We start from the raw sequence: 26261 nt of genomic DNA on the forward strand, positions 1-26261 counted from the left end.
CATGAGGGATTTCTTTCGCTTTCCCAACATCCCGCATTTAACCTGGTTGGGCGCCGGCGTCCCGCGCGATGACAAAGTACTGTCACCGATCGAAGCGGCGGCACTGCTCGTAGGCAACGTGGTTGTGGAGGAGAAGTTGGACGGCGCCAATTTGGGCCTATCCCTCGCGCCTGACGGCAGCATTCGCGCTCAGAATCGCGGCCAGTATTTCGTCGAGCCTCACGTCGGCCAGTTTTCGCGCTTGCGCGCTTGGTCCGAACAGCACAGCGCGGCTCTGCTAACTGTCCTCAAACCGGGCTTAATTTTGTTTGGCGAGTGGTGTGCGGCGCGCCATTCGCTGGACTATCCCGCGCTGCCGGATTGGTTCCTGTTGTTTGATGTGTTTGACCGCAGCGCAGGCCGTTTCTGGAGCACCTCGCGCCGCAATGTATTGGCACGCGAGGCAGGGTTAGCGACGGTGCCGCAGGTGCTGCAGGGAAAGACCAATGTTTCCTCGCTCAAACAGCTTGTCGCCACCACACACAGCCGTTACCGCAACGGTGCGCTGGAAGGCGTGGTGATTCGGCGCGAATCGGCCGAGTGGTGCGAAGCCCGCGCCAAGCTGGTCCGGCCCGACTTCACGCAAGCCATCGACGCGCACTGGCGCAAGCAGAGGATTGAGTGGAATAGGATTCAATATGAATAATTCGAGGACGACGCTATGCCCCTATTTACCACGCTAACCAACGAGCGAATATGTCAGGAAATTGAAGCAGCAAAAAAACATGTAATTCTGGCTGCACCGGGTATCTGCATGCCGGTGGCCAAAGTGCTACAACAGGCCCACCTACGGCTCGGGCAAGGCGCGGTGCAGGTGGTACTGGACATATCGGCGCGGGTTGCGCGCCTGGGTTATGGCGAACATGCCGCAGTTGAGATCTTGGATCAGGCGGGTGTCATAGTTCGCCAGCATGCAGGCTTGCGCATTGGTGCGCTGATTTGCGATGACGCTGGCTGGAGTTTCGCCACTTCTCCAAGCCTGGTAGAGACAGACCCCACTGCCGACAGTGAGGCATTCAATGCCATCACTCTGACTTCGGCACAAGTCATTGTGTTGCGTGCAGAGCTTCCGCCTGTGAGCAAGGGTGAAAAGCTTTCGCGTGGCCTGGAATACCCGGTGGTCGGCAGTGAGCCCGTTGACGAGGTCACTCTGTGCAAGGTCAAGCGTGCGCTTGAAATTGCGCCACCGCAGCAATTTGACCTGGCGCGTCAAACGCAAGTGTATGCCGCACTCATTCAATTTGTTGAGCTGACATTTGAGGGGTTCAATATCCAGAGTCGCCGCATTCAGTTGCCCAAAACCCTGCCGCTAATCGCCAGTCAAGATAAAGCGCTGAAAGATCGCGTGACCGCATCACTCAAAGTGTTGGATAAAGTCGAAAAACCCAAAGCGCTTCAAGAGGTCACCGAGAAGCTAGAAGAGCTGCGTCAAGCTTATTTGGTGCCTGTGGGGCAGGCTGGCCGCGTAATGCTGAAGTCGAAGCGGCAGAGTTTCGAGAATGAGCTGGCGAAAATCGAAAAGGATTTGGATGACTGTAAGGAAGCCCTGAAGAAGGATTTGCAGGAGGCTTTGAATAAAGTCATCGACGCGATTGTCCCCGACTTGTCGCGGGCAGTTATGGCAAATCCACCATCGCGTTTTCGCGGCCTGTTTCTTGCCACCGAAGAGTCGGCCGCCGTTTATGTCAGAGAAGAGCTTGCCAAGTCGTTTCCAACGGCTGAGGAATTGGTATTCGGGATGAAGATCCACAAGTTCTACAAGGATGTGACCTACGAAACGCTCAAGAACAAGGATTTTGGCGAGCGCGTTATGAAGGAGATTCCGCAATCTGTAATGGATGGCGCGCTGTTGAAGGAAGAAGTGGCAGCAAAAGCTGGGCCGGTAATGTCGTGATCGGATTTTGGCAAACCAGCGTGAGTGCCCAGAACCCTCTACAACTCGCCCTCATTGAAAAATGCGGCAACGATAACGGCTTTGAATATGTGCTGGCATCGGCTGCAGATGGCGTCATCTTGGCTTCGGCGTGCCATTCGAGCCGCGCTTCGGTGAGCATTGAAAACGATGCTTATCAAGTGCATTTTCAGTCGGCTTCCACAACCTTGCGTGCGGAGCTTGGACGCAGTTTTCCGCACTCAGGCGGTGGGGCTGACAAATTCACAGCGCGGAGCGAGGCGGCGCTGGCGGCGTTGCTCCGCCGTGCAGCCAGCCTCGCGCGCTCTCTGCCCAGTCAGGCTGCTACCGACTACCAGCAGGCGGTGGCGATGGAACTGTCGACCTTGTCCGCCGGCAATGCTGGCACCGAAGTGGAGCGCCTGGTGCGCCAGCGCATCGGGCAAAATAAGTTCCGCGACGCGATGCTGGATTACTGGGGTGGTGCTTGCGCCGTGACCGGTATTGCCATCCCCGAGGTGCTGCGTGCCAGCCACGCCAAACCTTGGGCGGAGTGTGAAGCGGATGCTGAGCGGCTGGATGTATTCAACGGCTTTCTCCTTAGCGCCAATCTCGATGCATTGTTTGACCGTTTTCTGATCAGCTTTGATGAACAGCGCGTGCTGGTGATTGCGCCTGCATTAGTGGGACTGAATTTGCTTCCCCTAGGTATTGCGCCCGGTATGAAACTCCGCTGGGTCAATGCACTGCACCAACCGTACCTTGCACTGCACCGCGCCCGCTTGCAGCAACGATTGTCGCCAGTTGCAAGCAATTTGATCTAAACACCATGATGTGAAGAATGAAGGAATAAGAACATGGCCCGTATTGAGAACCACGAATATAGCATCGAGGAAGCCTTCAGGGAGTGCTTCTACATCGTTCCGGACTATCAGCGCGAGTACGTCTGGACGGACAAAGAAGTCCAACAGCTGTTGGAGGACATCAACGAGCAGATCGATGCAGGTTCGACGAGGGAATACTTTTTTTTGGCACCGTGCTGGTGTCGCCGACGGATCAGAAGAATCACTACGAAGTGATCGATGGTCAGCAGCGTCTGACCACATTCTTCCTGCTGCTTTGCGCCCTGAAGCATGTGTTTCAGGGTGAACCCCAGCGGCAGACCGTCAGCAGCTTGATTTCGACCAGCTACACGGACCGCGACGGCGAGACGAGGGCCAGTTTGAAGCTGGAGCCGCGTTACGAAAACGCGGGCGAAGTCATGGCCAAGCTGGTAGAGCTGGACACCGACCCGCTGGCCGTGCGTGCGGGCATTCAAGCTGCAGGGATAGCCAGCTTTGGATCACTGGAAAATCTGGTAAATGCTACGGCACGCTTCACCGCTACTTGAAGGACAACTACGACGACTCGACCAAGCTGAAGAAGTATTGGGGCTACCTAGCCAACAACGTCGTGTTCATCCAGATCTCGGCGGACGTGAGCAGCGCGCTGAAGATCTTTGAGACCATTAACGAGCGTGGCGTCGGCCTCAACCCGATGGACTTGCTGAAGAACCTGCTGTTCACGCAGGTTAAGCAGACACAGTTCACCCAGCTCAAGGACGAGTGGAAGAAGATTACAAAGCCGCTGGAGAAGGAAAAGGAAAAGCTGCTGCGGTTCCTCCGCTATTTCCTGATGGCCAACTATGTCATCAAGAACGACCGCGGCGACGCCGTCGTGGGGAAGACGAGATTTACGACTGGTTTGTCGATAAGGACAATGCCCCGCTGTGCGACTACGCGAACAAGCCGTTTGAGTTCGTGGGAAGGTCATTCGTAGCGTCGAACATTACCTCGCTTTCGGGAATGGCCTTGGCAACGATGGCAAGCCGAACCTCGCCATGGATAGCCTAAAGGCTGGCTGGTGGCGCGTTCAGCTTGCACTACGTGTTGCTGCTGGCGGCTGCTGCCTTGCCGAAACCGCTGTTCGATCACTTCGTCACCCAGCTTGAGAGCTTCCTGTTCTATTACATCTTCACCAAAACGCCGACCAAGGATCTGGAACGTAATTTTTCGCTGTGGGCCGACGAGCTGAGGACGATTGCAGCCATCACGGACCCGGTGAAGCAACGGGCAGCGCTCAACGCGTTCGTAGCGGATTGATTTGAGGGCAACATGGCAGCGAAATCATCGGAGCTGTCAGATGCACTGAAGCGCTTCTCGCGGTACACGATGCAGCAATACCGGACACGCTATCTGCTGGCACGGCTGACCCAGCACGTGGACATGGCTTTCAGCGGCATCAAATCACTCGGCAGCTTGGAGCCATACACCAGCCTCGAAATCGAGCACATTCTGCCGGACACGCCAACCGCAGAGCTGCAGGGAAAATGGGCCACTGAAAAACACCATCGCTGTCTATGACGACTACAAGAACCGGCTGGGTAATCTGACCCTTTTGGAGAAGCCAATCAATATCGTGGCCGGGAATAACTTCTACACTGGAAGCAGGCCGAGTACCGAAACAGCAGCAACTATCTCACGCGCAGTTTGGTCGAGCTGAAGAATGTCGGGCAGAACACATCCATCTCCAGGATCAATGAGAAATTGGAGGCGTTCCCGACGTGGGATGCCACATCGATCGAGAAGCGGCACGGAATGCTTATAGCGTTGGCGCGGGATGTTTTAAAAACGACGCCTGTCGAGGCCTGACGAGGGAGCGCAATCACGATGTCGAATCCAAAGCTACCTGCGCCGATGTGTACGCCACTACCGTGCTCTGGTTGATTCGTCACCGCGGGCTTGACCAATCAATAATAGGATTGTTGATCCGTAAATCCCAAAGTTGGAATCGTCCTCCTCGTGGTCCTGATGCATTGTCTGGTACAGGTTGATGAGGGTGGGTATGGAGTCCCCAAACGTGGTAACTCGATAATGCGTTAGGTATCAAAGCATTTCAATACAGTATCTTGATGATTAAATGTGGAGGACACCCTGGCAATGACCTCGCACCGTCACCTGCTTAAATCCTTGACTTCCCCTTTTCGTTGAGGCTGTTTGTGGCAGAATACTCCGATTCCCACCCAGATTCCCACCCAAACTAACGTAACGTCACTCTTCGGAACTGAGTTAATCCGCTGGAACCCCTGTAAACCGGGCGTTTCAGCAACCTCCATTATCACCTTACGCTTTACTCAGCCAGTAACGCATGGGTGATTCCAGGTGGAAGGCGCCAGAACTTGGCAGGTTGAGTTTGAATTCATGCTTTAGCGGAGCGAGAGGTAACGGTGGTTATTGTTCGATCGCTAAAAGTATAACAGTCCAGCTTTAGCAAGCGAAGCCGCCCCACTTGAACTTGCCAGCACCGTGGACCATCCGAGTCTGTCACTTCAAAAAATTGAATGCCCGCTGCCACCATTGGGTCTTTAAAGTCGTTAATAGGGGCACGCCCCCACACCCGTGTAAGAAGTAGCGCGACGACCGCCCAAGCGAGAGCGTCTTCGGTGGGTACGATATTCCCGTCACGCACAGACTTGACACTGGGGACTTCTGAGGACTTTTAAGGCTCAGGGATAGCCTGGGGACCTTTATTGACCCGCTGCTTCTCCCAATCTCTGATCCCTCCGGGGACGACGCGAAATAATGGATGCGGCTCCGGGATACGGATATCTTGAAACTGCTGATAAAGGTGCGGAGCCCGTTTCCGCAGTTTTTCGTTCAGGTGGGACCACTCCAGGAGAAGTTGCCCATCCGTTTCGTCAATTTGTCTCACGCTTCCCATCTTCAAAATTTTTGCTGTATCGAAGTGATAACCTCGACGTTCGGCTTCCCCGGCAAGGCCAGCTAAAAATACGCCCACTGCCATCAGCGGCTGAGGATGCCGCCGAAACCGGATAAGCTGCGGATGATGCGCGTAGCCGGTGGTCAATCCCGACAATACTTTTTGCGCCAACAGCGCTTCCCGCCATGCAGCGGTAAGACCTCTGGCATCCAGATAGCGGGGATGAAGTGTCCACAGGCGCATGGCTAGCGAATATTTTTCGTCAATCTGGTCTAGGATAAAGCTTACTGTGTAGAACCAGCGGTGCCATGAAGAATTGGGCAAACCCCACGATTATCGGCCGTCAGCTGAAACGCCGCAAATTTCTTGTGTCCGCGCTTTCGACCGGATTAACTGCAGCAGTTCGCCCATTGTATGGCCAGACTATTACAACCGATAATGCGCTTACGGTAAAGCATAGCGTACAAAACCGTTCGGAAGCGGGTGTGGAACATTCCAGCTTGATTACGCTATTTCTCTGCGGGGATGTCATGACCGGGAGGGGAATTGACCAGGTACTGCCACACCCCGGCAATCCTATCCTTTATGAGGGGTATATGAAGACCGCGCGCGGCTATGTTGAGCTTGCCGAAGAAGCGAACGGTCCGATTCCGAAAGCGGTGAGTTTTTCATATATCTGGGGTGATGCGCTTACCGAACTGGAACGCAGACAGCCGAACTGCCGCATCATCAATTTGGAAACGGCCGTAACGCGCAGTGATGATGTGCAGGACAAGGCAGTCAATTACAGGATGAATCCCGACAATATTGCGTGCATTACTGCCGCCAGGATCGACTGCTGCGGGTTGGCGAACAATCATGTTCTGGATTGGGGCTATTCAGGTCTCGCCGAAACGCTGAGTACCCTGAAACAGGCAGGACTGAAAACCGCAGGAGCGGGTAACAACATCAGCGAGGCGCAAGAACCGGCAATGCTATCTGTTCCTGGGAGAGGGCGCGTGCTGGTACTCTCTTTTGGTTCTGAGACCAGCGGTATTCCCTTTGATTGGGTCGCGGCGGAGAATAGACCCGGAGTGGACCTATTGACTGATTTTTCTCGACGTACAATTCGGGGCATCCGCAACCGCATCGCCGCGGTCAAGCGATCGTGCGATGTTGTGGTTGGTTCGATACACTGGGGCGGAAACTGGGGATATCACATTCCGCGCGAGCAGCAGGAGTTCGCTCATCGGCTGATTGATGAAGCAGGCGTGGATGTCGTTCACGGCCACTCTTCGCATCACGTGAAGGGGATCGAAGTCTATAACAGCAAGCTCATTCTTTACGGCTGTGGCGATTTTCTGAACGATTATGAAGGAATCTCAGGCCATGAAACTTATCGGGGTGACCTGACCGTGATGTATTTTGTGCGCGTCGATGCGTCGAAGGGTACGCTGGTGAGCCTGGAAATGATCCCACTGCAGATGAAGCGCTTCAGGCTCAACCATGCCTCGGCGGACGATGCGCTGTGGCTACAGAAAGTCCTGGACAGGGAAGGCAAAAGGTTCGGTAACAGAGTGGAAGCATCTGATGATAACGGGCTAATGCTGCAGTGGACGTCATAAAACCGTATCTGCCATGTTGCCTATACGCGAATCAAGGTTTTCCAGCTCCAGGCAACCTGAGAAATTCCCGGCGCGTTTTTGGACCATACGTGAGGAAGTGCGGTTGGGGTTGCTCCTGGTAACTGAGCCGCGCACGAGCGATGGGGTCGCGACTGATATACTTCTTCACCTCATCCGCGCTGATCGAGTAAACCTTCGCCGCGTTGAGTCCGAAAATCTTGGCCCGGAGTTGAGGGGTGATCTCGCGGTAGCCGTGCTCGGCGCGCAGCTCAGGCGCGATCTGGAACGCGCGTAATGCCTGTATTTGATCCTGGGGCGACCCGTACCAGATGGAATCCGTTCCCCAAAGCACATTGTTCTCGCCACAGTATTTCAACAGTTTTCCCAAGACGTGCGCTGCGGCCTCGGGGTCACGCATCAGGTAACGCCAGGTGCTGCCCAGTTCGGCGTAGACATTGCTGTTCGGGGCAACCCCGTTCTCGATAAGCGAGCGGATGAGGGTATCAACGCCGTCATCCGCCCCTTTGCCCTGGAAGGCTCCTTCGGGGACGCCGGTGACGAATCCCGAATGGTAGACTAGGAACGAGACGTCCGGAAAGCGCTTCGCGACGACGCCGATGTCGCTGCATTTGCTGTGTTGATAGGATTGCTTGCCGAAAGGCAGCCCTTTATGCACGCAGATCACCTTGACGCCGAGCTTGCGCGCCTTTTCGATAAAACGCATGCCAACGTCGTCCGACAAAAAGTAGCCGTTTCCCCCGGGCCCAAACTGAGTGTACGTTTTCCACGCGGATACGCCCCAGCGCTCCTTCAGTTCGTCCATCCGGTCGAGATCGCCCGCTTGATTGGGGTTGACACGGCCGTGGAGGAGCAAGCGGTGCATTCCTTCCATGCGGTCAACGATCTGCCGCACGGCATCCGCGCCTTGGATGGTCAGCGGCTCCGCATCGGGCTTGGAAGGAACAAAGGAAAGCACCATCATGTCGGTATCGGAATCGAGGAACACGTCCTTGATGAACTCATCCGGGCCTAGGCAGCGCAGGTAGCTGCGCGGCCCTGGTTCCGATGCCAGCGCGCAACCAGCCTTGGGCATCTGGCTCAGGGGGTCGGAGCCAGCGGGGAGTTTCTGCAGCCAAGGTCCGTTGGGGTCGACGAAGTGGCCCTGCACATCAAAGATGAATTCGCCTGCGGCACCGCCGATTTGGGCCTCCGCGAGTTCCGGTTCGAGGGCTGCTTCGGGCAGCAGATCGAAAAATCCGCCTGTCTTCCCCGCTGCTGCGTTGGCACTGTTGAAAGCGAGTAGCGTGGAGGCAGCGCCGCAAGCGGAGACGAGAAATTTTCGGCGGGAAAGCGCTACGCGCTTCGAATTATGCGTGGCTGCTTCGTGGGCGAGGCGGTTCGCGGCGTGATTGATGGGTGAAAGGGGCACGGGGGCGAATTCGCCGTTGGAGGTTGAGTCAAGCTTGATAGGCAGCCGGGTGCCGTCCGGATCTAAATGAGGCGGATTGTCGTGCGTTCGAATCATCTGAGGCGTCCTTCCAAGGAGGAAATCAAAATATAATGGCGACGATCCCCATAGCCACGGGCCGGCCAAACGTTGTCTACCATAAATCGAATAGATGGTGAGTCTTGGCGACACCTCGACATTGCGACCTGCGCCAGTTTGCGTCTATAAATGGTTGAGGGCCAATCTATACCTCAATTAACAATATAGTCGAAGTATTCATAGGTTGCGTCTGGAGAATTTTTGAAAAATGACGACCGCGATATGCCTCTGTTGTGGAGCGGTGAAGCTTGGAGCGCTCACTCCCTGCCCGGAATGCAGGTTCGATCCACAGGAAAATGGAGACAAAGCCAAAGCGGCGGTCCCGACAGAGCATTTTTTGTCTCAGGAAGATCTGAACGCGGTCTCGGAGCGCATTAAATCAGGACTTGCAGTCGCCTATCCAGATGAGTTGGGGAAGGACTTAAGCCACGATTTCGCGTCGAATTCCGGTCTGGGAAAGTAAGTTTTCCGCTCAAATATACGTGGCTCTTCCTCATCGGTGTTTTTGTTTTGATAGCGGGGTGGTGATGAGCAAAACAAGAGGTGCAAGGGGTCAGACGAAGCAGCACACTTTACGCTGATCAGTCGGCTGCAGAGGCACAGCGGCTCACTTGCGTTGGGGCAGCAGCGGATAGGATAGGTAACAAAAAAAGCGGCAAAGCCGCTTTTTTTGTTACCTAATAAGGTCCCCGCAAATGCCGTCAGGCCATTAATCTTGAACCTTAAGGTCCAAGGCGGTCACCTGCCGGACGCATCAGGCGCTTCCGTATAGGACGCGCACAACAGCATCACGTTGGCTTGCAACCAATTCTTAAAAAGTTGGTTCAAAGAATATAGGCCAAAAACGAACACCGCAGGGAACAACTCTAACCCCCAGTACCCTGGGGAATCCAAATGAAAAATTTATTCCGGCTGGCTTAAGGTTAAGTAACGTGGACTAGAACAGTTTGTCCTGTTCCGGCATTACCGCATCAAGCGCTGTCTGCATGCAAACGATTCTACGCCTAAATTCTTCCGTGTCAAACCCCTCCCGGGTCTTTGCGGTGAGCAATTCATGCGTGATGTTGAGTGCCGCCATGATCGCGATGCGCTCGGACCCGACAACCTTTCCGCTCTCACGGATTTCGCGCATCCTGTTGTTAAGATAAGTGACCGCTTCCAGTAGCTCTTCGCGTTCTTCGTCCGGGCAGACTACGCGGAATTCGCGCCCCATGATGTTCACATCCATGGTTTTGCCAGTGTTCATTCTTCGCTTTCAGGGAGTCTTGTCAGGAGGGCTTCAAGACGGGAGGAGGCGGTATCTATTTTTTCTGCCAGATGCTTGTTTTCGCTGATCGTGCTTGCCAGTTGTTGGCGAAGTTGGATGTTCTCCGACCTCAGTTGCTGACATAGGCGCACGAATTGTTCAATTTTTTCTTCCAGCGCGCTCAGTTCCGATTCCATTAGCCCACTATAGTTGCGAAATCCCTGTCAAGTCAACTGATAACAGGATTTTTTAAATGTGGTTTCCAGCTCCACCTTACTATACTCTGTTGTAAGCAAACTGGATTGCGGACTCCATCTCAACGATTCAGACCAAGGTTGCTTTGTTCTGGTAGAATCCCGCCACGTTTGAGGTGCTACGGCCGTGTTACGGCCGAGTTAAACGGGAACCAGGTGGGAAACTCTGAACGAATTCGACGCTTCGCGTGGGACGTATTAGAGTTTTCTGGATGCCTGGGCTGCCCCCGCAACGGTAAGCAGGTGTGGGCGTATCACGAACTAGACGAGTCCTCGCATGGCTTGGTCGCTGTTCTGTGACGTCACTGTGAACTCTCCAGTTCATGGGAAGACGATATGCCAAGTCCTGCGAGCCCGGATACCGGCCTCACGTGAGTACGGAAATATCGCGTGGGGCGGTATCCTGATCGATATCTTTTTTCGCTCAAGGCATCTCCGCGGTATTTTCTTGTTGAGGACATGGTGAACGGTGGGTTCACCAATACAAGTAAATACTGTTGGCATGTTGCGCAAATTCTTTCTCCCTGTTTTTCTGCTTACATCATCTTCATGGTCTGTTCGGGCCGCCGATCCGGGAACTAAACCGCTTGAGGAAGTCGTGGTAACCGCCACGCGCTTTAGCCAGCGTGTTGACAAGCTACCCATCGGGGTATCCATCATCAACGCGGAGCAGATAAAAAACAGTGCTGCGTCCACCCTTCCGGAGTTACTGCAACAACTCGCGGGAATCCATACCCGCAACGTCGATGGCAGCCCCGATCCTCAGATCGATCTGCGCGGATTCGGCATTACCGGCAATCAGAATACGCTCGTTCTGCTCGATGGTCAGCGGATGAATGAAAACGAGCTGGTCGGTATTCGCTGGTCAACGGTTCCGCTTGGTTCAATCGAACGCATTGAGGTGCTGCGAAGCAGCGGAGCTGTCACATATGGAGGTGGCGCCACAGGTGGAGTAATTAATATCATCACCCGAGCCGCCGCTCCCGGCCAGATGTCCGGGAGCGGCGGCGTTTCATTTGGCAGCTACGGCGGGACCGAAGCCAAAGGCACGCTGGACGTGGCAGGAAAAAACCTTGGCCTCGCGCTTACGGGTAACGCACTAGAAACGGATAACTATCGTGTCAACAATGCCTTGCATCAGCTGAACCTGCAGGGAGATTTACGCTACCGTTTTGCCACCGGGCGGGCGTTGTTGAAGTTTGGAGTCGATGATCAGAAACTGGGACTGCCGGCCACGCGCACTGAAGCGCAACTACAGACAGACCGCAGAGGGACCGCGACGCCGCGGGATTACAGCACCCGCGAGGGCGCATATGTAACGCTTCGGGGGGAGCATTCCAACAGATTCGGGGATTTTGCCGCGGATTTTTCCTTTCGCGACAACCATCGCACGGCATTATTCGACGATTACAGTATCGATTCCTTCAACTCCAAGTCATTCATCAATTCGCGTTCGGACGTGTGGTTGTTCAATCCGAGGGTGAAATTGCCGTTTCAGTTCTTTAGCATGGATCATGAACTGATATTGGGCGCAAATCTGGAGTGGTGGGATTACCGCTCCAGGCGTTTTACCGGACCGGAAACGATACCAGGTGCAGTATCAGCCAATATTCTACAAGCCGATATTGTCGCTACCCAGCAAAACCGCGCGATTTACTTGCAACACATCGCTACGTTGCCTAAAGGTACGGTGTTATCACTCGGGGGGCGGTTGCAGTGGGTGGACAACCGTGCCGATGACCGCCTCAGTGCGGCGCCTTACGCCGGCGATCGACAGAGCCGCACGGTCTACGCATATGATGTGGGTCTTCGCCAGCCCGTGGGAGCTTTCTTCTCGTTTTACGGAAAGTATGGCCGCAGTTTCCGGATTGCGACCGTAGACGAAAGCTACAATCAATTCGGCGGGCCCGCCTTCGATCCGCTCGTAAAAATACTCGAGCCTCAAATCGCTTATACAGGGGAGGTTGGGGTGGATTACAAACAAGGACCGGTACGTGCCCGCACTTCAATTTACTCGATCAATCTCAACAACGAAATCAGCTTCATCAACATTGACCCCTTCCTGTTCTTCGCGAATATCAATTTACCGCCAACCCGGCGGCAAGGATTCGAACTGGAGGGGTCTTGGGCGGTAACCAGCGCCATCGATGTCTTTGCAAACTATACATTTACGGATGCGCGTTTTCGTGAGGGAAGCTTTGGGGGAGTGGATGTCTCAGGAAACATCATTCCGTTGGTGCCGCGCCACAGGGCTGCTGCCGGAGGCTCGTTTCGGCTCGGTTCTAATACCAATCTGGCGACGATCATGAATTACGTGGGCGAACAGGTGCTCGACAACGACCAGGCCAACACCGCGACGCGACGTATGCCGGACTACGTAACGGTGGATCTGAAAATCACTCATCAGATGAACAAGTTGTTGTTGAGCATGGCAGTTAATAATCTGTTCGATGAAAAGTATTTTTCTTATGCAATTCGTAACTCGGCAGGCACGAGTTTCAACGCGCTACCCGCACGCGAGCGCAATGTCTGGTTTACCGTAAAATATCAGTTCAATTGAGGTTCATTCGCGCCTACGGTATCGCCGGGGTATCCGCGATCTTCCACCTATCCGCGCGATACGGTCCTGTTCAACTGCGAGAGGTAGCTGACATCTCTTATCGCCTGCCAAAGCAGGTGACATAATATGGCTTTGCCAGATTTCGCGGCTTCGCCTTCTCCCGGTTCTGCCAGATACCATGCAAAACAGGCAAACAATCCCCAGTGGCCAATTATGGCGCCGCCAAATGAGATATGTTGCACCTCATTGGGAGGTGCTCATGCTGGCGCTGGGCAGCCTGGTCGTGATGTCGGCTACTGTGCCCATGCTGGTGGCGCTGATTCAACCGATGCTGGACAGCGTTATTGCTGAAAAGAACCTCGAATTGATGCAAATGATTTTGCTGGCGATCGTCGGGTTATTTGCGGTGCGTGGCGTGGCAGGTCACATTAGCGCGTATGCCATCAATTGGATCGGCAGCAGAATGGCAATGGATTTACGAGTGGAGATGTTCGACAAGCTGCTGATGCTACCAGCATGCTGCTATGCCGGCCGTCCGAATGCTGCTGTATTTTCCCTGATCACATCCGGCGCTACGCGGTTCGCGGAAGCTTTTACGGCCGTGGTGACCTTGCTGGCCAGGGACACGTTTACCATTGTTGGATTGCTGGGGTGGATGTTCTATCTCGATTGGACCCTCGCGTTGGTCGCATTATCGATGGCATCAGCGATTTGGCTGATCATGAGATTGGCTGGAAAGCGGATGCAGGGAATAGCACGGGAAGTGGGGCACACGACCGATAGCCTATCCAATGTTTTAGAGAAGTCTATTGAAAATTACCAGGTGGTCAAACTCTACGGGGCGGAGGGGTACGAAATTGAACGCATGCGCAAGCAAGCGGAACGTATCCACCATGCTGCGACCAGGCGGACGGCCATGGCGTCCCTCGGTGTCCCCTTGGTGCAGATATCAATTGCTGTTGTTATGGGTTTCATCGTCTACGTCGCGGCTCAGCATGCATTCGCGGATAAGATCACGGTCGGCGGGGTTGCATCTTTAGCCGCGGGTATGGTAATGCTCTTGGAACCGGTAAGGCGAATCGCAGGGATGAACGAATCGTTGCAACATTCGTTGAGTACCGCCGACAGTGTTTTTTCACTGCTGGACCACGACATCGAGTCGGACAAGGGAACAATTGCCATTGAACGAGCACGCGGCGAGTTGAAGTTCGTACACGTCAGCTTCTGTCCCGATCCGCAGAATGGCCCCGACACCACGTCCGAGGCAGGCGCCGGCTCCCGACCCGGCATGGGAACATATGCTCCGCTTCGGGACATCACGTTGACGCTCCAACCCGGCGAATTGGTGGCGCTAGTGGATTCTTCCAGCGCAAAGTCTACTTTGACGAACCTCGTGCCCCGTTTCCTTAACCCCACACGCGGGCAGATACTTCTCGACGGCCATGATCTGAGTAGCCTCACGCTGGGCAGCCTGCGCGCCAATATAGCACTGGTGTCCGCTGGGGCAACCGAGTTTACTGACACGATCGCAGCCAACATTGCTTTTGGCGCCATGAGCCGGGCAACAGAAGGAAACATTACCGCGGCGGCGCAAGCTGCGCATGCATCGGAATTTATCCGAAGAATGCCCCATGGGTTGCAGACAATGATTGGGGAACAGGGGCAGAAACTTTCAGGTGATCAGCGGCTGCGTATTGCGATTGCCCGAGCTTTGTTAAAAGATCCACCCATTCTGCTATTGGACGAGAAATTCGATGCAGTAGACCCCGAATCCGCTCATTATGTGGATGCAGCTTTGGAAGCCGTGACGAGAGGGCGCACAACACTTGTCATCGACCCGCGGCTGTCGACCCTGCGACGAGCTGATTCCGTAGTGCTGCTTGAGGAAGGCCATATTGTCGACACGGGCCGTCATGCGGAGTTGCTGGTACGCAACCGCACTTACGCCAAATTTTCGCAAACCTTGCTTAAACCAGAAAAAGTGGTAGCGCTTGATTATCGCCGAACGTCTCCGGAAGCTGATCAATGTTGAATCGGGAATGACCGACCCGAGTTAATGTAACGAGTCCTGCCGGGAGTATTCCGGCACCCATTTTTTCAACTCCTGTTTGACCTCTTCGTCACTGAGCACGGGATGCTCATGAAGCCAGGCCAGCAGATCCTCGAGCCAGTGTTTATCGATTTGACGTGCCTGCGCGATACGCAATTTTGGATGAGGTGTGGGCAAGGTGCTCTCATCATCGGCCAATAATTCTTCGTAGAGCTTCTCTCCCGGGCGCAACCCGTTATAGACGATTTGTATGTCGTTCTCGCTCAGGCCGGAAAGACGGATGAGGTCTCGTGCGAGATCGGCTATTCTCACCGGTTCGCCCATATCCAGCACGAAGATCTCCCCGCCGCCATTGTTTCCCCCCATCAGTCCAGCTTGCAGGACCAGTTGCGCAGCTTCAGGTATGGACATGAAATAGCGCGTTATCTCAGAATGAGTGACGGTGATTGGTCCCCCTTTTTCAATCTGCTCGCGAAATTTGGGAATGACGCTGCCCGCGCTTCCGAGCACATTGCCAAAGCGAACCATGACGAAGCCGGGTACTTGCAGACGACTACCCGACGGCACTGATCCGGACGCGGATTGTTGCACTGCCTGGCATACCATTTCCGCGAGCCGCTTGCTGGCGCCCATCACATTGGTGGGGTTAACGGCCTTATCGGTAGAAATTAACACGAATTTTTCCGCACCATGCTCAATCGCAGCCTGGGCAAGAACGTAGGTGCCGAGAACGTTGTTGAGTACGGCTTGCCAAGCATTTTCCAGTTCCATGAGGGGAACGTGCTTGTACGCCGCGGCATGAAACACGACCGCCGGCCTGTATCGTGAGAATATCTGGTCCAGGCGCGCCTTATCTTTGACATCGCCTATAGTGAAGGCCATTGGAATGTGCGGGAAATTTGACTGGAATTCCTGCTCCACGTTGTAGAGCGCAAATTCGTTCAATTCAAACAGAACTAGGCGGCCCGGTCCGAATTTGAGAATCTGGCGGCACAATTCCGAGCCAATGGAGCCACCCGCCCCTGTTATCAATATCGTTTTCCCGGTCAGCAGGCCATGCAGGCCGTCACTGTCCAGAATCACCGGATCACGCCCCAACAAATCTTCGGGTTCGACAGTACGGATTTGCGACACCGTAATTTTGCCGCTTATCAGGTCCTCATACGAGGGGACGGTAAGCGCCTTTATCCCGGCAGTTGCGCATATTTCCAGCGCTCGGCGGCGGTCGCGGCGGAGCCGGTCCGGCTTGCGCCGGTCGGGTTGAGAGCGGGTAGACTGCCGCCGGTCGGGAACAAAAGAGGTCATCGCAATAATGGCGTGTGCAACCCCCAGTCTTTGAGTTATCACCGGCAGTTCGTCGATCCGGCCAAGAACTTTGAAACCGTGCAGCATCAGCCCCCGTTTTGCGGGGTCATCGTCCAGTAAACCTACGACCTTCCACTGAACGCTGCGGGTGAGTTCTTTAAGCAGTGTGACTGCCGCATCGCCTGCTCCGAGCACCAGGACGAGATTGCCTTCCGTTTTATTTTGACCGTACAGCCGATGCTCTTTCCACGACCGGTACGCAAGGCGGCTGCCGCACATGACGAACAGAAGCAGAATCGGGGCCAGCAACGGCACAGTTCGGGGCACACCCTCGAGTCTCTGCACCATGAACAACCCCAGCGGCACCACAACCGCGGATGCCAGGACTGCAAACAGGATCCGCTTTAAATCCGGTAGGCTAGCGTAATGCCAGAGCCCGCGATATAGACCGAACCAGAGGAATACCGCCGCGTGTATGGGTACCAGCCATGGCAGAATCTCTTTCAGCGATGTCAGGTACAGGGGAGGGATGTCGAAATTGAAGCGGAACAGATAGGCGAGCCACCAGGCCATGACTGCCGCGGCGATGTCGTGAACAAAGGCAATGACTGTGCGTATATTAGGATTACGCAGTGGCATGCTAAGAGCCGCCGGAACGGCGTTCCCAATAGTGGTCAGAAGCACACATTATGATCAGATAAACTCCGCACCAAGCAATACCGACACCATATTGAACCGAAGGATCCTGTCGCGTTGCCCACACGGCGCTTGCACCCGAGACCAGCATGAGTAGATACGCGAGCAGCGCTGTATTGCGATGACCCATTCCATGTTGCACCATGCGCTGGTAGTAATGCTCGCGATGCGCCTGCCAGACCTTTTCACCGCGCCAACCCCGTTTCAGGAGAGTAACAGAAGCATCAGCAATAAATGGCGAAAACACCAGCGGCGGCAACCACGGGGGCCAATTACCGCTCATCCATCCTATGATGCCCATTGCTCCTGCCAGAAACCCTAGCGGAATTGAGCCTGCATCGCCCAGAAAAATTCGCGCGGGGTGGAAATTGAACACTAGAAAGGCTGCTGCGGACGCGGCAACGCAGAAATTTGCGACGGCAAATGACTCATCCCCAGCTAACCAGGCAGCCACGCCATAGCAGCCAAAGCCGATCAATGTCATGCCTCCAGCTAAACCGTCGGACCCATCCATGAAATTATAGAGATTTAGCATCCATGTAACTGCAAGTGCGGCAGAAATCGCCATCAGCCAGCCATTGGTGTCGGCTATCAGCGAAGTTGAGAACCAGACCGCACACACACCGTGCATAAGCAGCCGTACCCAGACTGGAAGATCAAAAACATCGTCGGCGAACGAGACCGATGCCAATGCGATAACGGCGAGCCAGACAACCAGCGGCGGAGCGACAGGTAGCAGAGCCCAGGAAGCCAATATTCCCGCCAGCAGGCCCAGCCCCCCGGTTCTGGGAATGGCGGTAGTGTGAAGCGACCGGGCGTTAGGATGATCAAGCACAGGAATATTGCCTTTGATCAACCACCGGACCAAGGCGAGCGTCACGATGAATGCGAGTGCCGGTGCGGCAACAAGCGTAAGAGAGGGCTCAGTCGTCATGTCAAATTATACTGTTGAAAATACAAGCCGACATGCCTGAAATAACCGGAGCACATATTGCTTCTGATTTCGGTTACGGGTGAAGACGGTTTATAGTGCGTGATCCGGAAACGGATGTCGCTGTTTCTCGGTACTTTGCTCGGACCTTTCCTACCGGCGTTTTATGTTTCGGAAGTCTGCTATCGTGCCGACACAGCGCATGGTGTAGCGCGGGATTACTTGATGGGCAGATTGCGAGCATATATTTATTCCACATTGTTACTCCGGACTGCAAATTTTATTTAACGGCGAACTCGTCAATGAGAAGAACATCACTTAACGCCCAGATTCTTTTCAGCGCATTTGCAGGCGTTTTGCTGGGCCTAGGGCTTGCCATGCTTGAGAAAGAGTCCGCAGCCGCGCAAGCCGGGCTTTATATCGCTGAACTTGTCGGCACGCTGTTTATCGATATGCTGAAGATGGTAATGATTCCGCTGGTGTTTAGTTCCATCGCGGTCGGGGTGGCCAACTTGCGGATGCACCGGCAGATGCACCGCGTATGGAAAGCGACGCTGGGCTTTTTTGCGTTCTCCATGGCGGTGGCCATTATCCTCGGATTGACAGCGGCTAATATATTCCGGCCCGGCGAGGGGCTGCAGCTTGAGATGTTCCAATCCGCCATGCAGGGGGTTCAAGCCGGGCAGATGCCGCTTTCCGGTTTTTTTGCGCAACTGCTGCACACGTTGTTTCAGAACCCGGTTGCAGCGCTGGCTCAGGGAAATGTGCTGGCAGTCGTGGTTTTTTCACTTCTGCTTGGAATTGCATTGGTAATTGGCGGCGAGCGTTACACCAATATTCTCATTCTGCTACAGGAGTTTTTGGAGCTGATGCTGATGCTGGTGGGTTGGATTATGCGGCTAGCGCCGCTCGGTATCATGGCGCTACTGGCAAAGCTTGCGGCTACTCAGGACGTGGCCCTGCTTGGCACCCTAATAGAGTTTATCGTCGTGGTCGTTGCGACGACATTGCTTCATGGAGTGGTGGTACTGCCGCTGATTCTTTATCTGGTCACGGGCATGACACCGCTCAAGTTCTGGCGCGGCGCGCGGGAAGCGCTGATAACGGCTTTCGCCACCAGTTCCAGTTCGGCCACTTTACCTGTCACGCTGCGTTGCGTGGAACAGCATTTGCACGTGAAACGCGATATCGCGGGATTCGTCGTGCCGCTCGGGGCAACGCTCAACATGGACGGAACCGCCTTGTATGAGGCGGCTGCGGCTCTGTTCATTGCCAACTTGGCGGGCATCGAACTCAACTTCGTGCAACAGATGATCGTGTTTGTTTCCGCGATGCTTGCAGCGATGGGCGCGCCGGGCATCCCTAGCGCGGGTATGGTGACAATGGTCCTGGTGCTTCAATCCGTCGGTTTGCCTGCTGAAGCTATCGCCATTCTTCTGCCCATCGATCGTCTGCTGGACACCTTCCGGACGATGGTTAATGTGGAGGGCGATATGGTGGGAAGCCTGGTGGTACAAAAGCTGGTGCGGGGCCAACCTGACCCCAGCGGGCCTGACTCCAGCGATGTCTAGGCTGCGTTCAACCAAGGGCAGGATGGCCCCCATCGCCCGGGTCGCCTAATTACCGCTCTATTTGCCGATCCACCCCGTCGCTCTTGCGCAGGCAGTGTTGTGCGGTCGTTGATCTCGTATTGAAAAAGGAGGCGGCGGGGCGACGCTATAAGCAGGCAGCGCAGCGGTAGGGTGCGACAATTTGCCACATTCCCCTGCGTGACGAAATGAATTATTCTCGTCCCGCTATTATACGGGAGAGGAAGATGGTGATGTGTCCGCGCGCTATAGGGCTTTTTTTTCTGGGTGCCGCAGCAATTGTACCGACTATCTCGTTCGCTGATCATCCAGATCCAGCCTCTGAGAAAAGCCTCGAAAACGTCGTCCGTCCCCCAAAGCCAACCATCGCGGTGGGCGCCACCTTGGATCAAAACGGGCGACTCTGGCTTGCTAGGGTTGAGAACCAGCGCCTGTTGGTTTCGTGGTCGGATGATAATGGAATAAATTTTTCCGTCCCGGTTGTGATCACGCCCGAGCCGGAAAATATCTCGGCGGATGGGGAAAGCCGTCCAAAAATCGCGGTTGCGCGTGATGGCACCGTACTTTTGACCTGGGTACAGTCGCTACCGCAGAAATATGCGGGCAACGTGCGTTTCGCGCACTCGAAAGACTCAGGGCGAACTTTTACACAACCGATGACTTTGAACGACGATGGGCGTATCACCAGCCATCGTTTCGATTCGCTCGCAATCGACGGCGAGGGCAGGGTGATAGTCGCATGGCTGGATAGACGTGACCGGGACGCGGCGAATGAAAGGAATGAGGAGTTTTCGGGCGTCTCGATCTACACGGCGCAATCGTTCGACAATGGTGCAACTTTTCGTGTGAACCGCAAATTTCAGGAGCATACCTGTGAATGTTGCCGCACTTCGCTTGCCTGGACCAGGGAGGGACCCGTGGTCTTATGGCGGCATATTTTCGGTACCAATACGCGCGATTTCGCCGTCGCGAATCTGGATAAAGGCGGCGTACGACGTGCCACGGATGACGACTGGCGAATTGATGCATGCCCCCACAACGGGGCAAGCATCGCTGCAGATCGCCAGGGGCAAATCCATCTAGTCTGGTTTACCAACGGCACGGCGCGTCAAGGGTTGTTCTACAAGCGTATTAGCGGCGATTGGGAATCAAAGCCCATGCCGGTCGGAAATCCCGCAGCACAACCTAACCATGCGGCGGTGGCCACTGCGGATAGAACCGTTCTTCTTACGTGGCGCGAGTTTGATGGACAATCCTATTCAGTCCAGATGATGTCTTCGCACGATGGCGGCGCATCATGGAGCGAACCCCTCCGCCTGATGGAATCCGCCGGAACGACAGACTATCCCGTCCCGCTGATGGATGGCAAGAAGGTCTTGATAGTATGGAACACAGCGAAAGAAGGGTTGCGTATCCTGCCGATCGAGCGAGTTACTGCGCGACGCTCCAGTTGACCCGTTAAATGCTCTGTAGCTGCGGAGTTGATTATTCACTTCAATATGGGTCCGCCTGGTCTTGTCGGTAAGGCCGGGCTAGAAAACAAAAAATACGAAAATGAAACCTATTGCTCTCGCCTTCGCGAGCTTGCTATCGACGTCTTCAGCCTTCGCGGCTGACGAACCCGGGCAACCAAAAAACACTTCAACAGAAAAGAATCTTATAAGTTCTGCCGGCACGGAAGGACGGATCAGCGCAGTACCCCAGTCTAGTTCCAGTGTCGGTGGGCAAAGCGCCCAGCCGAACACAAGTACCTCATCGAGCTGGAATCTGAGTCAATTGGCCGAACCAAAAGCTCCGCCTGTTTCGCCTCCGGGTATGGACGTGCAAGGAGCGCCAGCGCCCGCCGATTCAACCAAGGGCTCAGATGCAAAACCTGCCAAGCAGCCTCCTGCGGAGGTGAAAGAAACGGTATTCAAGGAAATGGTTGTTACCGGGGAGACTGAAAAGGATTCACATTACACCTCACCTTCTGTCCGAGTGACCAGGGCGCAGATCGAGCGCCAGAATGCCCAGACCACGGAAGAGGTGTTGAAGTACATGCCGAGCTTGCAAATCCGCCAGCGCTACGTCGGCGATCCGAACGGAGTTCTGGGTATCCGCGGGGCCGACATGTTCTCGACAGCCCGCAACATGGTTTATGCAGATGGGTTGCCATTGCATAACTTCCTGCAGGCGTCCTTCAATGGCGCCCCGCGTTGGTCAATGGTCGGCCCAAATGAAATCGATTCCGTTGACATTGTTTACGGACCCTTCTCGGCCGAGTATAGCGGTAACTCCATCGGGGGGGTGGTGAACATAAAGACGCGTATGCCGCGCAAGCAGGAGTTCTACGTCGAGAGCAGCCTCTTTATTCAACCCTATAAGCTCTATGGACCGGATAAAGGAACATTCATCGGCGACCGGCAATATGTATCCTATGGCAATCGGATCAAGGATCAGTTTACGGTATTCCTGGCCTACAATCGCCTCGAAGCCCAAGGGCACCCACAGTCTTATTTCATCGATAACACTGGTTTGTCTAATGATCCGACGGGATCACCGGTGCCGGTGACGGGCGGCATCCGAACGCCCGATACGCGCGGCACGCCAAGCATTATTTATGGCGATACCGGCCCCGAGAAGGTGAATACACACCTGTTCAAGGGTAAATTCGGTTATGACATTACGGCCGATCTTCAGGCTATTTTTACGGTGGCTTACGAGGACCGGACACGCAACCAAAACCGCCCGCAGAACTACTTGGCCGGCACCACAACTGGCGCCCCTTACTGGGGAGGGCCGGCAATACCTTGTTGCGCGCCGGGTGACGCTTCCCTGGGCGGTACCCGGTTCGATGTTGTGCAGCGGGGGCTTGGGGGAAGCCAGGATAAGCGCGAAACGCTCAATCTTGGCCTGCAACTTCGTGGCGCGCTGACCCCCAACTGGAATATCGATACCACCATCAGCTATTTCGATGTCCTCAAGGATATCCGCGCCTCAGCCTTTTTCAATGCCAGCGATCCGGGCAATACCGGCGCGGGACAGCTTCAGGACTTCAAGAAATTCAGTTGGCTAAACTACGATCTCAAGCTGAGCGCGCCGGTATTGCTTGGAAATGAAAAGGTATCGTTCATGGCCGGATACCACTTTGACCAATACAACTTGAGTTTCCGCCAATATTCCTTGCTTGATTATGCCACCCTGACTCGCGGAGCATTACAACCAGGCAGAAATAACGATGGTCAGACTTCAACGCATGCAATGTTTGCTCAATCGGCCTTCCGTTTCTTGCCGGGTTGGGATGTTACGGTAGGCGTGCGTCAGGAATGGTGGGCCGCCACCAAAGGGGTTGTTGGAAGCACTCCAGTGCCTGACCGTGACGAATCGGCACTTTCACCCAAGGTCTCTTTGGGTTATGAGCCGGGACAATGGAAATACCGCTATTCGTTCGGCCGGGCGCATCGTTTTCCGGTGATTGCCGAGCTTTATCAATCGCTCAGTTCGCCCACGAGTATTCTTACCGCCAATGCGCTGCTCAAGCCCGAGAATGGCGTCCATCACAACTTCATGATTGAATACGGGTTGCCCAAGGGCTACATTCGTGTGAATGCTTTTCGCGACGATATAAAGGATGCTATCCAGCAAGTACAAACGGTTTCAGGTGTACTCACAACCAGCGCATTCCAGAATATTGATCAGACGAGCACTACCGGCGTTGAGCTTATCTTTGACCAGCGCCGCATCCTTGGCTCGAAATTCGATTTCATGTTCAACGGTACATGGATGAATGCGAAAGTGGACAAGGGGCCGTTGGTCGACTTCACGGCACCTAACCATCCATTACCGCTCCAGGGTCAACCCGGCCCGGACAGTTTTAATCTTACCGGTAAACAGCGTATTCGCTTACCCCACTGGCGTGCAAATTTCTTTGCCACTTATAATGCTACGGAAGCCTGGGATATTTCGCTTTCCGGGCGTTACACCAGCGATTCGTTCAACGATCTGGATAATCGGGACCGTGTAAACAATGTATTCGGCGCCCAAAGTGATTTCTTTTTCATGGACTTTAAAACCAGCTACCGGCATAGATTCCAGAATGGCCTGAAAAGCCGGTTTTCGTTTGGCATTAGCAATCTAAACAATGACAAGGCTTTCGTTTTCCATCCTTATCCGCAACGTACCTATCTGGTAGAGGCCGCATTCAGCTATTGACCTAGTTGGCGCGCTTCATATCGTCTCGTCGTGGATCGGGGTCTATCGCGAAAGTGCAATCTATTCGAACAAATTAATTATCCCGTCCAGGCCGACGTGATTTATCGCATATGTTGCCTTCGCCTGGACAACGGGCTTCGCATGGTACGCAACACTGACGCCGGCCGCATCCATCATTTTAAGGTCGTTGGCGCCGTCACCTATGGCAATGATTTGTTCGCGTTTCAATCCGAGTTCTTCCCGCACTTTATTCAACACTTCCGCTTTTCCATGTTCCCCAATGATTTCCCCTAACACTTTGCCTGTCAGTTTGCCATTCTGGACATCAAGCGTATTCGCGGCGGCGTAATCGAAATCCAGTCGGGATTTTATCCGGTCAGTAAAAAAGGTGAACCCTCCGGAAATGACCATTGTTTTGAGTCCTGCGGACTTCATGCGCTGGAGCATCTTTTCCGCGCCAGGGCTTAATCGGACGCGGTTATCGTAAACGTATTGAAGCGCCTCCTGATCCACGCCTTGCAGCAGCGCCGTCCGCTGCCGCAAACTTTCAGCGAAGACAATTTCACCTCGCATTGTCCTCTGTGTAATTTCCGCCACTTGCGCTTTTACACCTTGCATATCGGCTATTTCATCAATGGATTCGATCGCCAGCAGGGTCGAGTCCATGTCCATTGCCACCAGGCCAAAGTCTTTCAGCTGAACCGTTGGTTCCACGAAAGCGAAATCGAGTTCCGCTTCGGCACAGTATTCGGAAATATGCTCCCGCCGGCTTGCGTTTCTCAGCCGAAAAGCCTCGCCGGTGATGCGTTCGATATGGTTCGCACCCGCGAGTTTCGCCAATTCGCGCAGGTCACTGTTTTCGACTTCCATTCCTTGGATGATTAGGTTCATATATTTTTTACTTGTTTATAGCCAGCCATTTTCGAGCAGAGCAAAGAAGATTAAGATGATTCAGGACCGGATTTCATCAGTTGACCGGAAGACCGGAACGGAATAGACCCATGCCGCAACTCTGCGGGAAATATCGGATGGGCCGTTGCCGGTGAACCAGGGTAAGGGTTCCGACATATGGCCCCGAAAGGGGATGTTTCCCCGGCTCAGTATTCTGCCAGTAATCGCCAAGCACTTCCATATCGAATTCCGGAAACCCATGGGTTGGGATGAATTGAATTACCTAATCCGTTGCCAGAAGATATAATCTCACTTGCGTTTTTAAAGTATCGCTTGAAGTGAGCTGCCGAATCAGCCTATCTTATGGTCAACCCTCTCAATATTGGCACACCTCTCAGTACCTCTGCTACAAGGGTAATGTTGCTCGGTAGCGGCGAACTCGGCAAAGAAGTCATCATCGCGTTGCAACGCCTGGGCATAGAAACAATTGCTGTTGATCGGTATGGAAACGCTCCCGGGCAGCAGGTGGCGCATCGCGCACACGTCATTAACATGGCGGACGGGGCGGCACTGCGGGAGTTAGTGGAGCGTGAGCGACCGCAAATCATAGTGCCAGAGATCGAAGCACTGGACACCAGCGCCCTGATGGAAATCGAGCGCCTGGGAATTGCGCGCGTCATCCCAACGGCGCGCGCTGCGCAGCTTACCATGAATCGCGAAGGGATCCGCCGCCTCGCGGCGGAGGTATTAGGCTTGCCCACTTCACCCTATGTTTTCGCCCGCAGCCTGGAAGAACTGCGGGCGGCAACAGAAGCTGGCATCGGGTACCCCTGCATTGTAAAGCCGGTGATGTCTTCATCGGGTAAAGGTCAGTCGACTGTCAATGGCCCGGAACAGGTCGAAGCAGCCTGGAACTATGCCGTGAGCGGCGGCAGGGTAAACCAGGGGCGAGTCATTGTTGAGGGTTTTATTCCTTTTGAATACGAGATAACACTACTTACAGTACGCGCCATGGATGCCAGCGGCGAAGTGGAAACGCATTATTGCGAACCGATCGGTCATGTTCAGATAGACGGTGATTACGTGGAAAGCTGGCAGCCGCAGCCGATGCCCCTACTCGCGTTGCGGCGAGCGCGTGAGATCGCCGGAAAGGTTACCGGTAATCTCGGCGGATTGGGGGTCTTCGGGGTGGAGCTATTTGTAAAGGGCGAACACGTATGGTTTAGCGAGGTTAGTCCGCGTCCGCATGATACCGGCATGGTAACGATGTGCAGCCAGGTTCAGAGCGAATTCGAGCTCCACGCGCGTGCCATACTTGGGCTGCCAGTGAATGCGGGCCTACGGGAGCCGGGCGCAAGCGCCGTAATTTATGGTCAGATGAACGAGCCGGCGATTGCCTTCACGGGTGTGGACGAAGCACTGCGCGTGCCGCGGAGCGACTTGCGACTGTTCGGCAAGCCCGAGTCATTTTCCAAGCGCCGCATGGGTGTGGCACTGGCGAACGGAATCGACACCGTAGAGGCGAGGGAGCGAGCCAAGCTCGCTGCCGGCAGGGTGATTCCAGTGGCCAGTAATCCTGGCTAAAGTAGAGGCGCACTCAAGTATCCCTATTGCCGCCGTAATTTCTGGCTCCAGAGCTTCCCCAGGCAATGGCCGCACCAATTGAGGGATTTCAGATCGCGTTCCACGATTTATATCATCGGGCAAAA

The 26261-nt window shown here is 54.5% G+C and carries 25 protein-coding genes, 1 other RNA gene and 1 riboswitch; of the genes, 17 read left to right on the forward strand and 9 right to left on the reverse strand.

Annotated elements, in window-relative coordinates; translation table 11 throughout:
* The first annotated feature begins 1 nt into the window (after position 1).
* The 9 genes from R5L00_RS10455 to R5L00_RS10495 all read left to right on the forward strand — a co-directional run bounded on the left by R5L00_RS10455 (position 2) and on the right by R5L00_RS10495 (position 4471).
* Positions 2-685, forward strand: coding sequence for an RNA ligase family protein (locus tag R5L00_RS10455; RefSeq protein WP_317651566.1), 684 nt, complete (start codon positions 2-4; stop codon positions 683-685).
* A 15-nt stretch (positions 686-700) separates the two neighbouring features.
* The gene (locus R5L00_RS10460; protein ID WP_317651568.1) at positions 701-1933 is read left to right on the forward strand and encodes a hypothetical protein; all 1233 of its coding nucleotides are present in this window, start codon (positions 701-703) and stop codon (positions 1931-1933) included.
* Positions 1930-2754 carry an HNH endonuclease gene (locus R5L00_RS10465; RefSeq protein ID WP_317651570.1) on the forward strand — a complete coding sequence of 275 codons (825 nt, stop codon included), beginning with the start codon at positions 1930-1932 and terminating at the stop codon, positions 2752-2754. Before R5L00_RS10460 ends, R5L00_RS10465 begins: the two co-directional genes overlap by 4 nt.
* Positions 2755-2787: 33 nt before the next feature.
* Complete coding sequence (locus tag R5L00_RS10470; RefSeq protein ID WP_317651572.1) at positions 2788-3009, forward strand: DUF262 domain-containing protein; 222 nt, start codon at positions 2788-2790, stop codon at positions 3007-3009.
* Entirely contained in the window at positions 2973-3320 is a 348-nt protein-coding gene (locus R5L00_RS10475; RefSeq protein WP_317651573.1) for a DUF262 domain-containing protein, read from the forward strand. The genes R5L00_RS10470 and R5L00_RS10475 overlap by 37 nt, the downstream gene beginning before the upstream one ends.
* Positions 3317-3748, forward strand: a complete 432-nt coding sequence (locus R5L00_RS10480; protein ID WP_317651574.1) for a DUF262 domain-containing protein — start codon at positions 3317-3319, stop codon at positions 3746-3748. Before R5L00_RS10475 ends, R5L00_RS10480 begins: the two co-directional genes overlap by 4 nt.
* A gap of 98 nt (positions 3749-3846) precedes the next feature.
* Positions 3847-4071, forward strand: coding sequence for a hypothetical protein (locus R5L00_RS10485; protein ID WP_317651576.1), 225 nt, complete (start codon positions 3847-3849; stop codon positions 4069-4071).
* A gap of 12 nt (positions 4072-4083) precedes the next feature.
* On the forward strand, positions 4084-4332 hold the full coding sequence (locus R5L00_RS10490; RefSeq protein WP_317651578.1) for a DUF1524 domain-containing protein: 249 nt from the start codon (positions 4084-4086) through the stop codon (positions 4330-4332).
* Positions 4333-4366: 34 nt separating this feature from the next.
* Positions 4367-4471 carry a hypothetical protein gene (locus tag R5L00_RS10495; RefSeq protein ID WP_411555562.1) on the forward strand — a complete coding sequence of 35 codons (105 nt, stop codon included), beginning with the start codon at positions 4367-4369 and terminating at the stop codon, positions 4469-4471.
* Here R5L00_RS10495 and R5L00_RS10500 read toward each other — a convergent pair.
* Together R5L00_RS10500 and R5L00_RS10505 are read right to left on the reverse strand one after the other, a co-directional pair.
* Positions 4443-4703, reverse strand: coding sequence for a hypothetical protein (locus R5L00_RS10500; RefSeq protein ID WP_317651580.1), 261 nt, complete (start codon positions 4701-4703; stop codon positions 4443-4445). The two genes, R5L00_RS10495 and R5L00_RS10500, sit on opposite strands and share 29 nt — an antisense overlap.
* Positions 4704-5467: 764 nt before the next feature.
* Positions 5468-6013 (reverse strand): pyrimidine dimer DNA glycosylase/endonuclease V, encoded by a 546-nt coding sequence (locus R5L00_RS10505; protein ID WP_317651582.1) that lies wholly within the window; start codon positions 6011-6013, stop codon positions 5468-5470.
* Here R5L00_RS10505 and R5L00_RS10510 point away from each other — a divergent pair.
* On the forward strand, positions 5998-7293 hold the full coding sequence (locus R5L00_RS10510; RefSeq protein WP_317651584.1) for a CapA family protein: 1296 nt from the start codon (positions 5998-6000) through the stop codon (positions 7291-7293). The two genes, R5L00_RS10505 and R5L00_RS10510, sit on opposite strands and share 16 nt — an antisense overlap.
* A 31-nt stretch (positions 7294-7324) precedes the next feature.
* Here the strand turns inward: R5L00_RS10510 and R5L00_RS10515 are convergent, their stop codons facing one another.
* Positions 7325-8818: an amidohydrolase family protein gene (locus R5L00_RS10515; RefSeq protein WP_317651586.1), complete on the reverse strand. Its 1494-nt coding sequence runs from the start codon at positions 8816-8818 to the stop codon at positions 7325-7327.
* Positions 8819-9047: 229 nt separating this feature from the next.
* Between R5L00_RS10515 and R5L00_RS10520 the strand changes: the two genes are divergently transcribed.
* A complete protein-coding gene (locus tag R5L00_RS10520; protein ID WP_317651589.1) occupies positions 9048-9302 on the forward strand; it encodes a hypothetical protein in 255 nt (84 codons plus the stop codon).
* Between the two features lie 219 nt (positions 9303-9521).
* Here the strand turns inward: R5L00_RS10520 and ssrS are convergent.
* The 3 genes from ssrS to R5L00_RS10535 all read right to left on the reverse strand — a co-directional run bounded on the left by ssrS (position 9522) and on the right by R5L00_RS10535 (position 10282).
* Positions 9522-9702: non-coding RNA, 6S RNA (gene ssrS / locus R5L00_RS10525), on the reverse strand.
* A gap of 74 nt (positions 9703-9776) precedes the next feature.
* A complete protein-coding gene (locus R5L00_RS10530; RefSeq protein ID WP_317651591.1) occupies positions 9777-10085 on the reverse strand; it encodes a cell division protein ZapA in 309 nt (102 codons plus the stop codon).
* A complete protein-coding gene (locus tag R5L00_RS10535) occupies positions 10082-10282 on the reverse strand; it encodes a hypothetical protein (protein WP_317651593.1) in 201 nt (66 codons plus the stop codon). Before R5L00_RS10535 ends, R5L00_RS10530 begins: the two co-directional genes overlap by 4 nt.
* A gap of 154 nt (positions 10283-10436) precedes the next feature.
* Positions 10437-10724, forward strand: a riboswitch (cobalamin riboswitch).
* Positions 10725-10937: 213 nt separating this feature from the next.
* Here R5L00_RS10535 and R5L00_RS10540 point away from each other — a divergent pair.
* Positions 10938-12899 carry a TonB-dependent receptor gene (locus R5L00_RS10540; protein WP_317651595.1) on the forward strand — a complete coding sequence of 654 codons (1962 nt, stop codon included), beginning with the start codon at positions 10938-10940 and terminating at the stop codon, positions 12897-12899.
* Between the two features lie 226 nt (positions 12900-13125).
* Entirely contained in the window at positions 13126-14931 is a 1806-nt protein-coding gene (locus tag R5L00_RS10545) for an ABC transporter transmembrane domain-containing protein (RefSeq protein WP_317651596.1), read from the forward strand.
* Between the two features lie 21 nt (positions 14932-14952).
* On the opposite strand, the gene R5L00_RS10550 is transcribed toward R5L00_RS10545, so the two are convergent.
* Positions 14953-16893 carry a polysaccharide biosynthesis protein gene (locus R5L00_RS10550; protein WP_107695079.1) on the reverse strand — a complete coding sequence of 647 codons (1941 nt, stop codon included), beginning with the start codon at positions 16891-16893 and terminating at the stop codon, positions 14953-14955.
* A gap of 1 nt (position 16894) precedes the next feature.
* The gene (locus tag R5L00_RS10555; protein ID WP_107695078.1) at positions 16895-17884 is read right to left on the reverse strand and encodes an MraY family glycosyltransferase; all 990 of its coding nucleotides are present in this window, start codon (positions 17882-17884) and stop codon (positions 16895-16897) included.
* Positions 17885-18183: 299 nt separating this feature from the next.
* Between R5L00_RS10555 and R5L00_RS10560 the strand changes: the two genes are divergently transcribed.
* From R5L00_RS10560 to R5L00_RS10570, 3 genes are all read left to right on the forward strand, one after another.
* Positions 18184-19452 (forward strand): dicarboxylate/amino acid:cation symporter, encoded by a 1269-nt coding sequence (locus tag R5L00_RS10560; protein WP_317651600.1) that lies wholly within the window; start codon positions 18184-18186, stop codon positions 19450-19452.
* Positions 19453-19703: 251 nt separating this feature from the next.
* A complete protein-coding gene (locus tag R5L00_RS10565; RefSeq protein WP_317651602.1) occupies positions 19704-20924 on the forward strand; it encodes a sialidase family protein in 1221 nt (406 codons plus the stop codon).
* A 100-nt stretch (positions 20925-21024) separates the two neighbouring features.
* Positions 21025-23661: a TonB-dependent receptor gene (locus tag R5L00_RS10570; protein ID WP_317651603.1), complete on the forward strand. Its 2637-nt coding sequence runs from the start codon at positions 21025-21027 to the stop codon at positions 23659-23661.
* A 60-nt stretch (positions 23662-23721) separates the two neighbouring features.
* Here R5L00_RS10570 and serB read toward each other — a convergent pair whose 3' ends face one another.
* Positions 23722-24552 carry a phosphoserine phosphatase SerB gene (gene serB / locus R5L00_RS10575; RefSeq protein ID WP_317651604.1) on the reverse strand — a complete coding sequence of 277 codons (831 nt, stop codon included), beginning with the start codon at positions 24550-24552 and terminating at the stop codon, positions 23722-23724.
* A 363-nt stretch (positions 24553-24915) separates the two neighbouring features.
* On the opposite strand from serB, the gene purT reads away from it, so the two are divergent.
* Positions 24916-26136 carry a formate-dependent phosphoribosylglycinamide formyltransferase gene (gene purT, locus R5L00_RS10580; RefSeq protein WP_107695074.1) on the forward strand — a complete coding sequence of 407 codons (1221 nt, stop codon included), beginning with the start codon at positions 24916-24918 and terminating at the stop codon, positions 26134-26136.
* Positions 26137-26261: the final 125 nt, after the last annotated feature.

It is taken from the genome of Nitrosospira sp. Is2 (assembly GCF_033095785.1).
Classification (GTDB): domain Bacteria; phylum Pseudomonadota; class Gammaproteobacteria; order Burkholderiales; family Nitrosomonadaceae; genus Nitrosospira.